The following is a 13,803-nucleotide window of genomic DNA, read 5'->3' as shown; positions in this document are numbered from 1 at the left end:
CTCCTTCGGGATGCTGCGGGGATCGGATGGTCACTGGTGGGCCCCCTCGTGCCCGGCGTGCGCGGCCGTGGCGTCGGAGGCCGCGGCCGGCGCGTGGTCGGCGCTGTGCGGCGCGAGCGTGCCGTCCGGCTGGAGGACGTGCAGCATCGTCGCCATGCCCTGGTCGGAGTGGAACTGCATGTGGCAGTGCAGCATCCAGTTGCCGGCGCCGACCGAGTCACCGGCGACCACCGTCACACCGAACGAGTCGCCGGGCCCGAGGGCCTTGTTGTCGATGACCGGCACCGCGTCGGCCAGGGCCTTGTTGGTGCCGTCGAGCATCCCGGTGCGGCTGTCCGACCAGGAGTGCCCGTGCAGGTGGAAGGTGTGCATGTCGTTGCCCATGCCGATGACCAGGAACTCGACCCGCTCGCCGGGCTTGGCGATCAGGCAGGTCGGGCCGGGCACCGGGTTGGCCGGGTCGCAGGTGTCGGTCGCGGCGCCGCGCTTCAGGTTGATCGACTGGAGGTCACCGAACGCGGTCACGTAGGTGCGGTTGGGCCGGATGTCGCCCTGCCGGCGCACGACGAGCCCGCCGAACAGTCCGGTGCCCTGGCCGCGGGTCCCATGTGGACCACCGACCATGTGGTCGTGGTACCACCAGTAGCCGGCCGTGCCCTGCGATCCGGCACCACGCGGCTTCGCGAACCAGATGTAGGTGCGCTGGCCGCCCGGCGGCACCCACGAGTCGGTGTGGATGGTGCCGTCGGAGGCCGGCGTGTATTTGACGCCATGGGTGTGCAGCGACACCCCGAGCGGGTGGTTGGGGTCCTGGCGGAGCGCTTCCAGGGTCGCCGCCGGGACGTCGTTGTGCAGGGTGATCGCCAGGCACTCACCCTCGATCATCTCGATCAACGGTCCGGGGTACGAGGCGGTCTCCGGCGTCAGGCCGTAGCCGAGCCGGATCTGGTTGTTGTCACGGGGCAACTCGACCGCGTAGAGCTGGATGCGGCGGTCGGGTTGGATGCAGCCGTCGGGGCGGTCGCCCGGCGCCAGCGCCGCGAGTTCGGCCTGCTGCTGGGTGTTGACGGCGGGGACCGCGGCGGGCGCCCCCGGCCCGGCGGCCGTCAGGCCGCCGAACCGGAGGACCCCCGCGCCGACCAGGGTCACGGCGAGGATCGCGACGGCCATCAGCCGCGGACCGCCGACCGTACCCAGGCGTGAGGTTTCCTTCTCCACTGGTCTTGTCCTTTGCCTACGGGGTCAGCGGTGCGATGCGGACGTTGCGGAAGCTGACAGCGTCGGCCGCGCTGTGGTTCTGGAGGCCGATGTAGCCCTCGGCGTTCTGCCGCCCGTCGGTGCCCGGGTCGTCCGCCCGTGGTGGGTTGAAGAGCTGGCCCGGACCGTTGGTGAACTGGTTGATCAGCTTGCCGTTGCGGAAGATCGAGTAGTGCTGCCCGACGACCCGGATCTCGTAGTCGTTCCAGGTGCCCTTGGCGGTCACCCCCGCGTCGGCCAGGTTGACCTGGTCGAACCCGTACACCGAGCCGCTCTTGTATTGATCGCCCGTCGGGCTGTCGAAGATCTGCAGCTCGTGGCCGTATTTGATGGCCACCCACTCCGGCCGTGGCTCCTGCGGGTGCTGGTGCACCTGCGGGAAGCGGACGAAGACGCCGCTGTTGGCGCGCCCCTCACCGGGTGCGTCGTCGCGCCACTGCAACTTGAGCGAGAAGTCGCCGTAGGTGCGGACCGGGAACCAGAGCATGCCCAGGCCGTCGACCGGCTTGCTGGAGATCGAGCCGTCGGCGTTGCGGCGGAAACCGCCGGCGCCGACCTGCTCCCAGAGCTTGAACGACGCGGCCTTGGTGTCCAGCAGCGGCGTGTAGCCCTGCACCGCCTCGGACTTGCCGACGTTGCTCTCCCGGGCACCCCGGACCAGGCCGTTGCGGTCCTTGAGCGGGATGAAGCCGCGGCTGTGCAGCCGGTCGGCGACCTCGGTGACGTGCGCGACGAACTCCGCGGTGCTGGCCCACGGCGACTCGTCGAGCACGAGGTCGTTGATGCTGCAACCGCGCTCGACGACCCGGTTGGCGACGCCGCTGTTGTGGGTGCCCATCCAGACCGTGGTGCGGTTGTCGGCGACCGTGCAGGTCGGCGCCGGCGGGCCGCTCTCGACCACGGTGAACGTGGTCGACGCGGTGCTGGAGACGTTGCCGGCCCGGTCGGTGGCCCGGTAGCTGAAGGTGTGCGCGCCCGGGGTGTTGACCGTGACCGGCCCGGTGTAGACCAGGTAGCCGCGCCCGTCCAGGGCGTATTCGACCCGCAGCACGCCGGACTCGGTGTCGGTGGCGGTCAGCGTGACGGTCGCGCTGCCGATGTAGGACCAACTGCCGTCGAGCTGACCGGCGAGGGCCGCGTTGACGACCGGCGCGGTGGTGTCCGGGTTGGGCACCGCGACCACCGTGAACGTCGCCGTCTGCGGCGTCGAGGTGTTGCCGGCCCGGTCGGTCGCCCGGTAGCTCACGCTGTGGGCGCCGATCTGGTTGACGGTGACCGGCGCGGTGTAGGCCGCGTAGGGAGCGCCGTCGAGCGAGTATTCGACACTGTCCACACCGGAGCCCGCGTCGGTGGCCGCGATCGTCACCGTGGCCGCGCCGACGTAGGCGCCGGCGGTGTTGCGGGTGCCGGTCACCGTGGCGGTCGCCGCCGGCGGGGTGTTGTCGGGGTTGGGCGCGTCGACGACCGTGAACGTGGCCGTCTGCGGCGTCGAGGTGTTGCCGGCGTGGTCGGTCGCCCGGTAGCTCACGCTGTGTGCCCCGACCTGGTTGACCGTGACCGGCCCGGTGTAGGCCGCGTAGGCGCCGCCGTCGACCGCGTATTCCACGGTGTCCACACCGGACTCCGCGTCGGTGGCGGTGACGGTGACGGTCGCGCTGCCCACGTAGGCGCCGCTCTCGTTCTGGTCACCGGTGACCGCGGCGCTGACGGTCGGCGCGGTGGTGTCCGCGCCGGTGGTGTCCGCGACGGTGAAGGTGACCGTCTCCGGCGTGGAGGTGTTGCCGGCCTCGTCGGTGGCGCGGGCGCTGAGCGTGTGCGCACCCGGCTGGTTGACCGCGACCGGCGCGGTGTAGGCCGCGTAGGGCGCGCCGTCGAGCGAGTATTCGACCGTGGCCACGCCGGAGCCCGCGTCGGTGGCGGCGACGGTGACCGTCGCGGTGCCGACATAGGCGCCCTCGTCGTTGCGCTCGCCGGCGACCGTGGCGGTCACCTCGGGCGCGGTGTTGTCCGGGTCGGGCGCGTCGACCACCGCGAACGCGACCGACTGCGGGCTGGCGGTGTTGCCGGCCTCGTCGGTGGCGCGGTATTGCACGGTGTGCTGGCCCGGGGTGCTGACCGTGACCGGCGCGGTGTAGGCCGTGAACGCACCGCCGTCGAGCGAGTATTCGACGGTGGCGACGCCGGACCCGGTGTCGGTGGCGGTCAGCGTGACGGTGGCGGTGCCCACGTAGGCGCCGTTCTCGTCCTGGTCACCGTCGACGGCCGCGGTCACGGTCGGTGGGGTGGTGTCCTCGTTGGGCTGCACCACGGTGAACTGCGTCGACCCGATCTCCGAGGTGTTGCCGGCCTCGTCGGTCGCGCGGAACCGCACCGTGTGCTGGCCGGGGCTGTTGACAGTGACCGGCGCCGAGTAGGTGCCGAACGGGCCGTCGTCGAGCGCGTATTCCACCCGGGCCACGCCCGAGCCGGCGTCGCTGGCGTTGACCGTCACCGTCGCCGCGCCGACGTAGTTGCCGTTGCCGTCGCGCTCCCCCGCGACCTGCGCCGACACGGTCGGCGCGGTGGTGTCGCCGCCGCCGCCGGTGACCACCAGCAGGCCGGTCATCTGCCCGTGCCCGGGGATCGAGCAGAAGTAGTGGTAGGTGCCCGGGGTCAGCACCACGTCGACCGTGTGCCGGCCCTGGCTGCCGTCCGACGGGTCGGCCACGATGTTGATGTTGACGTCGTTGTTGTAGCGGGGGTCACCGGTGTCGAAGGTCAGCGTGTGCTGCATCCCGGTGGTGTTGCCGGTCGCGGCGCTGTTCTCGAAGACGATGGTGGTGGGGCCCGCGACGGCGGTGGTCGGCACGGACGCGTAGGCCTGGAAGCTGTCGGCGGCCGTCCAGGTGAGCACCTGGGCCTGCAGCTGAGCCGGCGCTACGGCTCCGGCCGGGCTGGTGCCCGACAAGACTCCGGCCAGCACACCGCTGGCCAGCATGACGGTGACGGCGGCCAAGGCCGCCGACGGCCGGCTGAACCGACCCTCGCCGAGTCTGGCGAGCCAGCGCGTTCGCGTGCCACCTCGCACGGAACTGCGCCTGGAAAAAATGGGCATGTCCGGCATACCTTCCGCAAGTCGACCGACAGAGGACGTGGCAAGGCAGACCTCGCCCACCCGAGCTACGGGTCGGCGGTGTCTGATTGGGGGGCGGACGGGCCTGTAACGGCGGGCGAGGTGCACTGCTCACGGCGCCGTTCACATCGATGAAACAATGGGGTCTGGAGCCGACCCTAATCGCTGATCATCGACATGTCCATATCTTTCGATCGTCTAGAGCAGACTTTCATATTCGCCAGCAAAAGTCGGGGTGCCGCCGATCGTTAGCAACCGCTGGGGCGATTCATCGGACCTTCAACCTGGCACAATGGACTGATGAGCTCGCCCCTCGCGGCGTCGTTCCAGCACACCGGCGTCGCCGCCGCCTACGCACACCGCCCGCCCTACCCGGCCGCCGTCTTCGATCTGCTCGCCGATCTGGTCACCGGTTCGCCCCGCACGGTCCTCGATCTCGGTGCCGGCGAGGGCGCGCTGGCGCGCCCACTGGCGTCCCGGGTGGACCGGGTCGACGCGGTGGAGATCTCCGCCGCGATGGTGGCGGCCGGCCGCGCCCGCCCCGGCGGCGACCGGTCAAACCTGTTCTGGCACGTCACGGCCGTCGAGTCGCTGGCACTGCCGGGCCCATACGGGTTGGCCACGGCCGGCGCGAGCCTGCACTGGATGGACTGGCCGCAGACCTTCGCGGTGCTACGACGGGTGCTGGCACCGGGCGCGGTGCTGGCCGTCGTCGAGCAGTCCTACCACCGGCTGCCCTGGCACGACGGGTTGCTCGAGGTGATCGCCCGGCACTCCCGCAACCAGTCCTACGACCGCGGCTTCTCGCTCGTCGACGAGTTGGCCCGGCGCGGTCACTGGCGAATCATCGGACGACACGAGACCCCGCCGACGGAGTTCAGCCAGGCCGTCGGCGCCTATATCGAGCAGTTCCATTCAACATCGTCGCTGGCCAGGGAGCTGATGCCGGCAGCGGAGGCGCTCGCGTTCGACACGGCGGTCGAGGCCCTGGTGAGCGACTACCAACGCCCCGACGGCACGCTGGCGCTGCCGACGACCGCGACGGTCGTCTGGGGAACGCTATAGGTTCTCGGTGGCGAGCCGGGCGCCGAACGCGGTGAGGGCGGCCCCGGTCGCGGCGTCCATCGCCCGCCGCACCCGGCGGCGGCGCAGCACCCCGCGCACCCGGTGCAGGCCGGCGACGACCAGCAGTGAATAGAGCAGGCCGAGCGCGGCATGGGTCAGCGCGAACGCCAGCAGCACCACGACCGGCGTGCCCGGGCCGAGGAACTGCGGCAGCACCGCGAGGTAGAAGACCAGCACCTTCGGGTTGGTGATGTTGGACAGGAAGCCCTGCCGCCAGCCGGTCCAGGCGCTGCCGGCCGCACCGGTCGCGGTGCCGTCCAGCGACGCGTACTCGCCGCGCCAGGCCGAGCGGAACGACTGGGCCGCCAGGTAGAGCAGGTAGCCGATGCCGGCCCACTTGACCGCCGGGAAGAGCGGCTCGATGTGCACGATGACCGCCCCGAGGCCGGCCACCGCGAGCAGGCCTTGCACCACATTGGACGTTGCGATGCCGGCCGCGCTCCATTGGCCCTGCCGCAGGCCGCCGGCGAGGGTGCTGCGCACCGTCACCGCGAAGTCGGCGCCGGGAATGGCGATCAGGACGAGGGCGAACACCACGAAAGACAGGTAGGAACCCCAGTTCACCGGTCGACCTTAGTCCAGGCGTTGACGGCCAGGCGATGCGTCGTACCCACGTCGATGCCGCCGTTGGGGGTGACCAGCTGCGCCGCCGCGCCCTTCGCCGGCGCGACCGTCAGGTGTGCTCCGGTGATCGACTCACCGTCGGTCACCGTGTTGCGCCACAACACCCGCGCCCGGACCGTCTCGCCGGGCGCGACATCGATCGGCTCGGGTGGGCGGTCCCAGACATCCGGCGAGCTGACCGGCTCCGAGCCGGTGCCGACGGTGATCCCGATCGGCCGGCCGTATTCGTCGAGCATGGTGATGACCGGAAAGCCGTCGACGTGGTACGGCCGGTCGCCACAGTTGCGCAGCGTGATGCCGAAGGCCCGCAGACCCGACGCGGCCTCGACCTGGTCGCCACTGATCTCGAAGCCGTCGGGGCAGGTGGCGGCCGTCGGTCCCGGCGCGGATGGCGGCGGCCGCACGGGCGGCGGCGGTGGCGGCACGTCGCAGGCCGCCAGCAGCAGGAGGCCGGCGGCGAGCGACGCGACGCGGGTGGTGCGAGCGGTCATGCGAAGGTGTGCCCAGTCAGGTAGTCGGGGACGACGATCCGGGTCCGCGGCGCGACCCGCCGGATCTGCGTGATCATCGCAGCCAGCCGCTCGCGGTCGGCCGGCGCCACCGCCGGCGGGTTGGTCAGCGGCGTCTCGAAGTTGTCCCAGTGCACCGGGACGACGACGGCCGGCCGGCCCAGCGCTTCGAGCAGCCGCGGCACGTAGTCGTGGGTCGCCGTGCTCGAGGCCATCGCCACCATCGCGATGTCCGGCCGCATCCCCTCGACGTTGCGGGCGACGAAGTCGCTGGCGCCCATGAAGAACACCGCCGGCCCGTCGCGAACCGTGAGCAGGTAGGCGAGCGTGTCGCCCTCCGGAAGATCGGAGACCGTCGCCGGCCGCGGCGGCGGGCTGAGCCGCACGCCCGGGATGCCGATCGAGTAACCGGCGTTGCGGCTGTGCAGCGACCCGACCGCCTCGACGGTGTAGTCACCGAAGTCGAGCACCTCGCCGCCCTTGAGCGGGCCGAGTTGGGCCGCTGGGATGCCTGACGCGAGCCCGAGTTGGTAGGTGGTCATGGTGCCCAGCACCCGCGCGCCCGTGTTGGTCGCGATGTGCGGCACGTCGTTGAAGTGGTCCCAGTGCGAGTGCGTGACGAGAACGGTCTCCGGACGGCCGGTGTGCGCGTCGACGGTGGCGGTGTCGACGGTCAGCGGCGTCGCCGGGTTCATCCCGCCGTCGAAGAGCCCGGTCCTGTATCGGCTCAGGTAGGGGTCGACCAGCACCGTGCGGGCGCCGATGTCGATCCGCCAGCCGGCCGTGCCGAACCAGCGGAACGTGGCGGCGCCGGCCTTCCAGCGGCGCGGTGCGGCGTCGGCGGGGTTGGCTTCGGCGGCGTTGGCGCTGGCCAGTCCGGTCGCCCCCGCGGCGGCCAGCCCGGTCGCGGCGGCGGCGGTGCGCAGTAGGCCTCGGCGGTGCATTCGGGTGTCTGTCATGCGCAGCAGCCCATCATCAACAGGCCACCCACGTCCAAGACCAAGATCTTTACCATTCGATACGGGTACGCATATCAGCGCTGGTCGCGCAGCCTCTCGACGGCCGTCCGCGCCGCTTCCCCGATCGCCAGGTCGACGTCGATCCGGCGGGCCTCGGCACCCAGGCGGGCCAGGGCGAAGACCGACAGGGCGTAGCGGCCGCCGTCCGGATACTCGACGACGCCGGCCTCCATGTGCAGCCCCGGCAGCGTGCCGGTCTTGGCGGAGACGCGGACCTCCGGCGGGAAGCCCGACTGGATCCGGGTCCAGAAGATCTGCCGGGCCATCAGCCCGCGCACCATCGCGGTCGCGGCCGGCGGACCCGCCTCGTCCCGCCAGATCATCCCGAGCAGCCGGCTGACCTCACGCGGCGTGCTCGACGTGGTCCGGGCCGGGTCGAAGACGCTGAGCGCGCGGATCCGTTCCGGCGGCAGGGTCGGGAAGATCCTCACGAACTCGGCGTCGCCGGCGGCACCGACGTCGGCGTACATCGACTCGAGAAGCTCCCGCGGCCCGCCGATGACCCGCGTGCCGGTCAGCCCGAGCTCGGCCGCCAGCAGCGGCAGCACATCGGGCCCGACCCGGCGCATCAGCAGGTCGGCGGCGGTGTTGTCGGTGAAGGCCATCGCGAAGTAGGCCAGGTCACGCAGCGACAGCTCGGCGTCGTCGGCGCAGCCCGCGGTGCCCCAGCCACCGAGCCGGTCCGCGGCCCGCACGATGACCCGCTCGGTCGGGTCGAGCTGCCCGGCCACCGCCTGGCGGGCGAACTCGAGCACCAGCAGGATCTTGAAGATCGAGGCCAGCACCACCGGCTCGTCGGCCCGCAGCGCCAGCTCGGCCCCGCCGTCGATGTCGACGGCGTGTAGCTGCGCGTCGACCCCGACAGCGTCGAAGATCCCGGCGATCCGGCTCAGCGTTGGCACCTGTCGAGGCTACTGATATGCGAACACCTATCCTCGGGCGGATGGACCTGGCCCGGCACCTGCGGCAGTTCCTCGTCGTCGCCGAGGAGCTGCACTTCGGGCGCGCGGCGGAACGGCTCGGCATCGCCCAGCCGCCGCTGAGCCAGACCATCCAACGCCTCGAACGCGAGTTGGGCGTCGCGCTGTTCGACCGCTCCCGCCGGCAGGTCACGCTGACCGTCGCCGGCCGCCTGCTGACCGCCGAGGCGGCCGCGCTGCTGGCCGCCGAGGAGCGGGTCCGGGTGGTGATGCGCAAGGTCCGCGACGGCCAGCTCGGCACCCTGCGCGCGGGCGTGCCACCGGAACTACTGGCGGTCACGTTGCAGGCACTGCTGGCCGGTCTCGCCGACCGGGCGCCGGGCCTCGACGTCGACCTGCACGAGCTGACCAGCGCCGAACAGCTCCGGCTGCTGGCCGAGGCGCGGCTCGACGTCGGGCTGGTGCACCATCCGGTCGACCTGTCCGACGGCCTGCGCGCTGGCCCGGTGGTTGGGGTGCGGCTGGGCGTGATGCTGCCGCGGACGGCCGCGCTGGCCCAGCTCCGCGAGCTCGACCTGGCCGACCTGACCGGCCACGACCTGGCCATCTTCCCGCGGGCGACGGCGCCGGCCTGGTATGACGAGATCCTCGACCGCTGCCGCCAGGGTGGCTTCACCCCGCGCCGGGTCCGGCACGCCCACAACCCGGACTTCCTGCTGGGCCTGGTGCTGGGCCGCCAGTGCGTGGCCTTCGAACCGGAGACGACCGCCCGCCGTGAGCCGCGGGTGGCCTGGCGCCCGCTCGCCGGGCCGGCCCTCGACCGCCGAACGTCGGCGATCTGGCCGGACCGCGCGCCTCACCCGGCGGTCGAGACCTTCGGCACGGTCGCCGCCAGCATCCTGGCCGGTCCCACGCCGTCGCCCCGCCCGGCAACCGCACCGCAACCCTGGTCCGTCGTCTACGACCCACCGCCGCCACGCAGGTGACGCGGGGCTGGCCGATCGACCGTGTTCGGAGGGGCCCGCGCGGGTTGCCTTTGGCCGCGCGGCAGGACACGCCCCTGCCAGGCGTGTCGCCGGCGGGCCAGGGTGTCCGTTCGGGCGCCTACCCCCTGCCGGGCCCGTAGCTAGCGGACTAGTTGTCGATCACCAGGCGGGCGGCGAGGCCGGCGAAGACCGCGGCGGAGATCCGTTCCATCCGGCGGCGGAAGCCGGGTCGGGCGGCGACTTTCTCGGCCAGCGTGCCGGAGAGCAGGCCGGCGGTGCCGTCGACCGACAGGCCGACCACGATGAAGACCAGACCGAGCAGCAGGAGTTGGGTGGTGACCGGCCAGGCGGCCGGGCCGGTGCCGACGAACTGCGGCACGAACGCGAGATAGAACAGGATCACCTTGGGGTTGGCCAGGTTGGTCAGCGTCGCCATCAGGTAGGCCAGGCGGCCGGGCCGGTGCCGACGAACTGCGGCACGAACGCGAGATAGAACAGGATCACCTTGGGGTTGGCCAGGTTGGTCAGCGTCGCCATCAGGTAGGTGCGGCGCAGCGACCGGCGGGCCGGCGGCGCGGTCGGCTCGAGCGCGGCGCGGCTGTTGCGCCAGGTCATCACGGCCAGGTAGAGCAGGAACACGGCGCCGGCGAGGCGCACCACGGTCAGCGCCTGCGGTGCCGCGCGGATCAGCGCGCCGAGGCCGAACGCCGCGGCTGCCGTGTGGATGGCCAGCCCGGTCGACATGCCGAGGGCGGCGAGCACCCCGGCCCGGCGGCCGCCGGCGACCCCGTTGGCGACGACGAACAACAGGTCGGGCCCGGGCGCGAGGGAGAGCAGCGCGCTCGCGACGACGAACGCGAGCAGGAGGTGAGTGTCCACCTCGGAAAATATAGCCGCGGGTGTATCAACCGCGACCGTTAGTGTGTCTGTGGGTCGACAACGGACGTTCGGGCCACGGGAGGAGGGGGTCATGCGCGACGATCCCACCGTCGTCGGGCTGGTCGAGCTGGCCAGGCACGGCGACGCCGGGGCCTGGAACGACCTGGTCGACCGCTACGCGCCGCTGGTGTGGGCGATCTGCCGGCGCTACGGGCTCGGCGGTGCCGATGCCGAAGACGTCGCCGCCTGTGTCTGGCTGCGCCTGGTCGAGCGCCTCGACACGATCCGCGAGCCGGCCGCGCTGCCGGGCTGGCTCGCCACCACCGTGCGCCGGGAGTGCCTGGCCCTGCTGCGTTCCCGGCGGCGGCAGGTGCTGGTCGGCGACGAGTCCGGCCTCGACACGGTCGACGACCCCGCGTTCGAGGAACTGCTGGTGACGCAGGAGCAGCACATCGCGCTGCGGGCCGCGTTCGACAACCTGCCCGAGCACTGCCGGCGGCTGCTCACCCTGCTGTTCGACGATCCGCCGGCGCCCTACGCCGAGATCAGCAGCAGCACCGGCACCCCGGTCGGCGCCATCGGGCCGACCCGCCGCCGCTGCCTCGACAAGCTGCGGAGCGACCCGGTGCTGGCCGCGGTCGCCGGAGCGGAGCAGCCATGAACGACGACGAGATCCTGGCCGCCCTCGCCGCGGCCCGGCACTCCGCCGCCGACGTGCCCGAGCGGATCCGCGAGATCGGCCGGTCGGCGTTCGCCTGGCGCACGGTCGACGCCGAGTTGGCCGCGCTCACCCCTGACCCGGCGGTCGGTGCCCGAGCCGAACCGGCTGCGGTGCGGGCACTGACCTTCGCCGCCCGCGACCTCACGATCGAGGTCGAGGTCACCGACGACGCGTTGCACGGTCAGGTCGTGCCGCCCCAGCGCGGCGAGATCGAGCTACGCGACCGCTCGGGGGTGGTGGCGGTCGCGCAGGTCGACGACGTCGGCTGGTTCGTGCTCGGCCCGGTGCCGCGCGGCATGTTCCGGCTGCACCTGCGCGCCGGAGACGCCGTCGTGGTCACCGAGTGGATCACGATCTAGGCCCCTAGGCGACGTCCCGGCAGAGCACGTCGTCGATCGTTTCCCGCCGCACCACGACGCGGGCCACGCCGTCGCGCACCGCGATCAGCGGCGGGCGCCCGACCAGGTTGTAGTTGGACGCCAGCGGCAGGTGGTAGGCACCCGCGCCGGGGGCGGCGAGCAGATCGCCGGGGCGCAGGTCGGCCGGCAGTGGCACCGACCGGGCGAGCACGTCGCCGGCCTCGTCATGGCGGCCGACGATCGTGCTCGACACCGCCGGGCCGTCGCCGGCCCGGCCCAGCAGGACGGCCGTATACCGGGCTCCGTAGAGAGCTGGCCGGGGGTTGTCGCTCAGCCCTCCGTCGATGGCGACGAGTTGGGTGCCCTCCGGCTCGCGGCGAACCGCCACGACCCGGTACAGGGCCACCCCGGCCCGGGCGACAACCGCCCGGCCCGGTGTCACCACGAGCTCCGGTTCCGGCACGCCCTGGCGTTCGCAAGCCAGGCCCAGGACCGCCCGGGCCCGGCCTGCGAACGCGGCGACAGCGAAGGGGGATTCGCCGTCCACGGCGGGGGCGGCGTGACCCCCACCGATGTTGATCTCCCGGACCAGGATTCCCTTGGTACGGGCAAGATGCCCGGCCACCTGGACCAGTCGCTGGATCGCCCGCTCGTAGCCGCCGAACCGGCTGATCTGCGAGCCGACGTAACAGTCCAGGCCGACCAGTTCCAGCTTCGGCTGGGCGACGATCCGCTTGACCAGGTCGTCGAAGGCCTCGCTGGGCGCCGCGACACCGAACCGGTCGGCGTCGCACGGCGCGGGGATACCCGCGACGCCGTCGAAGACGTTGTCGTGCGGCGGGAGCACCCGGATCAGCACCCGCTGCTTCCGCGTCGCGATCGCGGCGAGCCGGGTCACCTCCGAGGCCGACTCGATGACCACCCGGCCGACGCCGTAGTCGAGCGCGGCCTGGAGGTCAGCGGGGGTCTTGGCGTCGCCGTGCAGGATGATCCGCTCGGCCGGAAAGCCCACCGCGGCGGCGACCGAGAGCTGTCCCTCGGAGTAGACGCTGAGCCCGAGCCCCTCCTCCTGCACCCATCGCAGCACCGCCCGGCTGGTCAGCGCCTTGGCCGCGTACACCACGTTGCCCTTGCCGAAGGCCGCGCCGTACTCCCGGCAGTGTTCCCGAACCTCTCCCTCGTCAATGACGTACGCCGGTGTTCCGTATTGCTCCGCGAGGTCGGCGAGGTCGACCCCGCCGATCGTGATCGCGCCGTGCCCGGTGTGACGGGTGGACGCCGGCCAGATCTCAGTGCAGAGCCGCTGCGGTGGCAACGACGTGCGTAGTGACGGGATGAGATCCGAGAGGCTCATGCCAGCTCCTTGATCGATGCAGGTCGAACGGGCGCAGCACCAGATGGGTCAGGGTGCGCCCGGCCCCGGCGTGGTGCCGGAGCCCGCGGACCAGGCCGTCGAGGGCCGCCATGTCCTGGCACCGCACCCGGACGACGGCATCACTATCGGCGGCGACCCACCAGGCATCGACCACCTCCGGCCGACGTGCCAGGTAGGCCTCCAGGCAGGGCGCGTCCTTGGTGTGGTTGAGCCACACCAGGACCACCGCTTCGACCTCTCCGCTCATGCATTGATCGTGAACCCGCCCGGAGCGCCCGCGACGTTCCTTGACGCGGTCGATACGCCGCGGACCCCGCATCTGACTCGTCCTTGACGCCGACCCCGATAACCCGGTGCTGGCGGGGCGGATGCGACAGCAGCGGCGGGGTGACGACGGTTGTTCGTCACCCCGCGTACGCGCTACCGCGCGTTGGTGCCCAGGGCGGCGTCAGCGGCTTCGATCTCCTTGCGGAACCTGGCGTGCGACCAGGTCTTCTCGTCGCCGACGTTGATCCGGGCCCAGATGCCTTTGGCCGGGCCGATCGCTGTCTGCCGCGGCAGCCGGCGCAGCACCTCGTTGGGCGCGGTGCCGTTGAAGTTCGTGCTCAGGACCACGATGGACCGGTCGGTTACCGCCACGATGCGGCGGCGGAGCAGGGTCTGGCCGAGCAGACCGGCGAAGGCGCTCGCCCACGGGGTGACGCCGGACTGGGCAAGGAAGATCTGCTGGATCTGTTCGCCGGGGAGCAGGGGCTGGGTCCGCTCGATGAGCTTGTCGCGCAGGGCCATCTACGTCATACCTCTCTTGATCATGAGATCAACCGCCCAGCAGTCTAGGAATGCGCGCCCGTCGCGGCTGCCCCGGAAGCGGGGCTCGGCCCGATCGGCTCCCCTGCTGCACCCGAACGGACCGCGCG

Annotated in this window: 15 protein-coding genes; 4 read left to right on the top strand and 11 right to left on the bottom strand. The window is 72.0% G+C overall.

Features of this window, described 5'->3' with window-relative positions; translation table 11 throughout:
• Positions 1–30: 30 nt before the first annotated feature.
• Complete coding sequence (locus tag DFJ67_RS32180; protein ID WP_203783974.1) at positions 31–1,218, bottom strand: multicopper oxidase domain-containing protein; 1,188 nt, start codon at positions 1,216–1,218, stop codon at positions 31–33.
• 16 nt (positions 1,219–1,234) lie between these two features.
• On the bottom strand, positions 1,235–4,351 hold the full coding sequence (locus DFJ67_RS32175) for a 3-keto-disaccharide hydrolase (protein ID WP_147315682.1): 3,117 nt from the start codon (positions 4,349–4,351) through the stop codon (positions 1,235–1,237).
• Positions 4,352–4,669: 318 nt separating this feature from the next.
• Here DFJ67_RS32175 and DFJ67_RS32170 point away from each other — a divergent pair, with 318 nt between their 5' ends.
• The gene (locus DFJ67_RS32170; protein WP_116071968.1) at positions 4,670–5,434 is read left to right on the top strand and encodes a class I SAM-dependent methyltransferase; all 765 of its coding nucleotides are present in this window, start codon (positions 4,670–4,672) and stop codon (positions 5,432–5,434) included.
• Here DFJ67_RS32170 and DFJ67_RS32165 read toward each other — a convergent pair.
• The 4 genes from DFJ67_RS32165 to DFJ67_RS32150 form a co-directional block, all read right to left on the bottom strand.
• Entirely contained in the window at positions 5,429–6,058 is a 630-nt protein-coding gene (locus DFJ67_RS32165; protein ID WP_116071966.1) for a LysE family translocator, read from the bottom strand. The two genes, DFJ67_RS32170 and DFJ67_RS32165, sit on opposite strands and share 6 nt — an antisense overlap.
• Positions 6,055–6,609, bottom strand: coding sequence for a DUF4232 domain-containing protein (locus DFJ67_RS32160; protein ID WP_116071964.1), 555 nt, complete (start codon positions 6,607–6,609; stop codon positions 6,055–6,057). The genes DFJ67_RS32165 and DFJ67_RS32160 overlap by 4 nt, the downstream gene beginning before the upstream one ends.
• Positions 6,606–7,586: an MBL fold metallo-hydrolase gene (locus tag DFJ67_RS32155; RefSeq protein ID WP_116071962.1), complete on the bottom strand. Its 981-nt coding sequence runs from the start codon at positions 7,584–7,586 to the stop codon at positions 6,606–6,608. Before DFJ67_RS32155 ends, DFJ67_RS32160 begins: the two co-directional genes overlap by 4 nt.
• 74 nt (positions 7,587–7,660) lie before the next feature.
• Positions 7,661–8,548 (bottom strand): serine hydrolase, encoded by an 888-nt coding sequence (locus DFJ67_RS32150; RefSeq protein WP_116071960.1) that lies wholly within the window; start codon positions 8,546–8,548, stop codon positions 7,661–7,663.
• 17 nt (positions 8,549–8,565) lie between these two features.
• Here DFJ67_RS32150 and DFJ67_RS32145 point away from each other — a divergent pair, with 17 nt between their 5' ends.
• A complete protein-coding gene (locus tag DFJ67_RS32145) occupies positions 8,566–9,552 on the top strand; it encodes a LysR family transcriptional regulator (protein WP_239097416.1) in 987 nt (328 codons plus the stop codon).
• 148 nt (positions 9,553–9,700) lie between these two features.
• On the opposite strand, the gene DFJ67_RS44460 is transcribed toward DFJ67_RS32145, so the two are convergent.
• Together DFJ67_RS44460 and DFJ67_RS44455 are read right to left on the bottom strand one after the other, a co-directional pair.
• The gene (locus tag DFJ67_RS44460) at positions 9,701–9,988 is read right to left on the bottom strand and encodes a LysE family translocator (RefSeq protein WP_203783980.1); all 288 of its coding nucleotides are present in this window, start codon (positions 9,986–9,988) and stop codon (positions 9,701–9,703) included.
• Positions 9,988–10,431: a LysE family translocator gene (locus DFJ67_RS44455; protein ID WP_203783981.1), complete on the bottom strand. Its 444-nt coding sequence runs from the start codon at positions 10,429–10,431 to the stop codon at positions 9,988–9,990. The genes DFJ67_RS44460 and DFJ67_RS44455 overlap by 1 nt, the downstream gene beginning before the upstream one ends.
• A 91-nt stretch (positions 10,432–10,522) precedes the next feature.
• On the opposite strand from DFJ67_RS44455, the gene DFJ67_RS32135 reads away from it, so the two are divergent.
• Together DFJ67_RS32135 and DFJ67_RS43000 are read left to right on the top strand one after the other, a co-directional pair.
• Positions 10,523–11,092, top strand: a complete 570-nt coding sequence (locus tag DFJ67_RS32135) for an RNA polymerase sigma factor (RefSeq protein WP_116071956.1) — start codon at positions 10,523–10,525, stop codon at positions 11,090–11,092.
• Positions 11,089–11,511 (top strand): hypothetical protein, encoded by a 423-nt coding sequence (locus tag DFJ67_RS43000; RefSeq protein WP_170216081.1) that lies wholly within the window; start codon positions 11,089–11,091, stop codon positions 11,509–11,511. Before DFJ67_RS32135 ends, DFJ67_RS43000 begins: the two co-directional genes overlap by 4 nt.
• A gap of 4 nt (positions 11,512–11,515) precedes the next feature.
• Here the strand turns inward: DFJ67_RS43000 and lysA are convergent, their stop codons facing one another.
• The 3 genes from lysA to DFJ67_RS32115 all read right to left on the bottom strand — a co-directional run bounded on the left by lysA (position 11,516) and on the right by DFJ67_RS32115 (position 13,675).
• The gene (lysA, locus tag DFJ67_RS32125; protein WP_116071954.1) at positions 11,516–12,865 is read right to left on the bottom strand and encodes a diaminopimelate decarboxylase; all 1,350 of its coding nucleotides are present in this window, start codon (positions 12,863–12,865) and stop codon (positions 11,516–11,518) included.
• Complete coding sequence (locus DFJ67_RS32120; protein WP_170216080.1) at positions 12,801–13,133, bottom strand: Lrp/AsnC ligand binding domain-containing protein; 333 nt, start codon at positions 13,131–13,133, stop codon at positions 12,801–12,803. Before DFJ67_RS32120 ends, lysA begins: the two co-directional genes overlap by 65 nt.
• 173 nt (positions 13,134–13,306) lie before the next feature.
• Positions 13,307–13,675, bottom strand: coding sequence for a hypothetical protein (locus tag DFJ67_RS32115; RefSeq protein WP_116071950.1), 369 nt, complete (start codon positions 13,673–13,675; stop codon positions 13,307–13,309).
• Positions 13,676–13,803: the final 128 nt, after the last annotated feature.

The sequence above is a fragment of the Asanoa ferruginea genome, from assembly GCF_003387075.1.
Classification (GTDB): Bacteria; Actinomycetota; Actinomycetes; order Mycobacteriales; family Micromonosporaceae; genus Asanoa; species Asanoa ferruginea.
The sequence above is the reverse complement of the archived record's forward strand: the minus strand, read 5'-3'. Positions and strand labels throughout refer to the sequence as shown.

Excerpts from the sequence above, each read along its gene's own strand:
- DFJ67_RS32175 (WP_147315682.1), bottom strand. The coding sequence starts at position 4,351 with ATGCCCATTTTTTCCAGGCGCAGTTCCGTGCGAGGTGGCACGCGAACG.
- DFJ67_RS32170 (WP_116071968.1), top strand. The coding sequence starts at position 4,670 with ATGAGCTCGCCCCTCGCGGCGTCGTTCCAGCACACCGGCGTCGCCGCC.
- DFJ67_RS32160 (WP_116071964.1), bottom strand. The coding sequence starts at position 6,609 with ATGACCGCTCGCACCACCCGCGTCGCGTCGCTCGCCGCCGGCCTCCTG.
- DFJ67_RS32155 (WP_116071962.1), bottom strand. The coding sequence starts at position 7,586 with ATGACAGACACCCGAATGCACCGCCGAGGCCTACTGCGCACCGCCGCC.
- DFJ67_RS32145 (WP_239097416.1), top strand. The coding sequence starts at position 8,566 with ATGCGAACACCTATCCTCGGGCGGATGGACCTGGCCCGGCACCTGCGG.
- DFJ67_RS44460 (WP_203783980.1), bottom strand. The coding sequence starts at position 9,988 with ATGGCGACGCTGACCAACCTGGCCAACCCCAAGGTGATCCTGTTCTAT.
- DFJ67_RS32135 (WP_116071956.1), top strand. The coding sequence starts at position 10,523 with ATGCGCGACGATCCCACCGTCGTCGGGCTGGTCGAGCTGGCCAGGCAC.
- DFJ67_RS43000 (WP_170216081.1), top strand. The coding sequence starts at position 11,089 with ATGAACGACGACGAGATCCTGGCCGCCCTCGCCGCGGCCCGGCACTCC.
- lysA (WP_116071954.1), bottom strand. The coding sequence starts at position 12,865 with ATGAGCCTCTCGGATCTCATCCCGTCACTACGCACGTCGTTGCCACCG.
- DFJ67_RS32120 (WP_170216080.1), bottom strand. The coding sequence starts at position 13,133 with ATGAGCGGAGAGGTCGAAGCGGTGGTCCTGGTGTGGCTCAACCACACC.
- DFJ67_RS32115 (WP_116071950.1), bottom strand. The coding sequence starts at position 13,675 with ATGGCCCTGCGCGACAAGCTCATCGAGCGGACCCAGCCCCTGCTCCCC.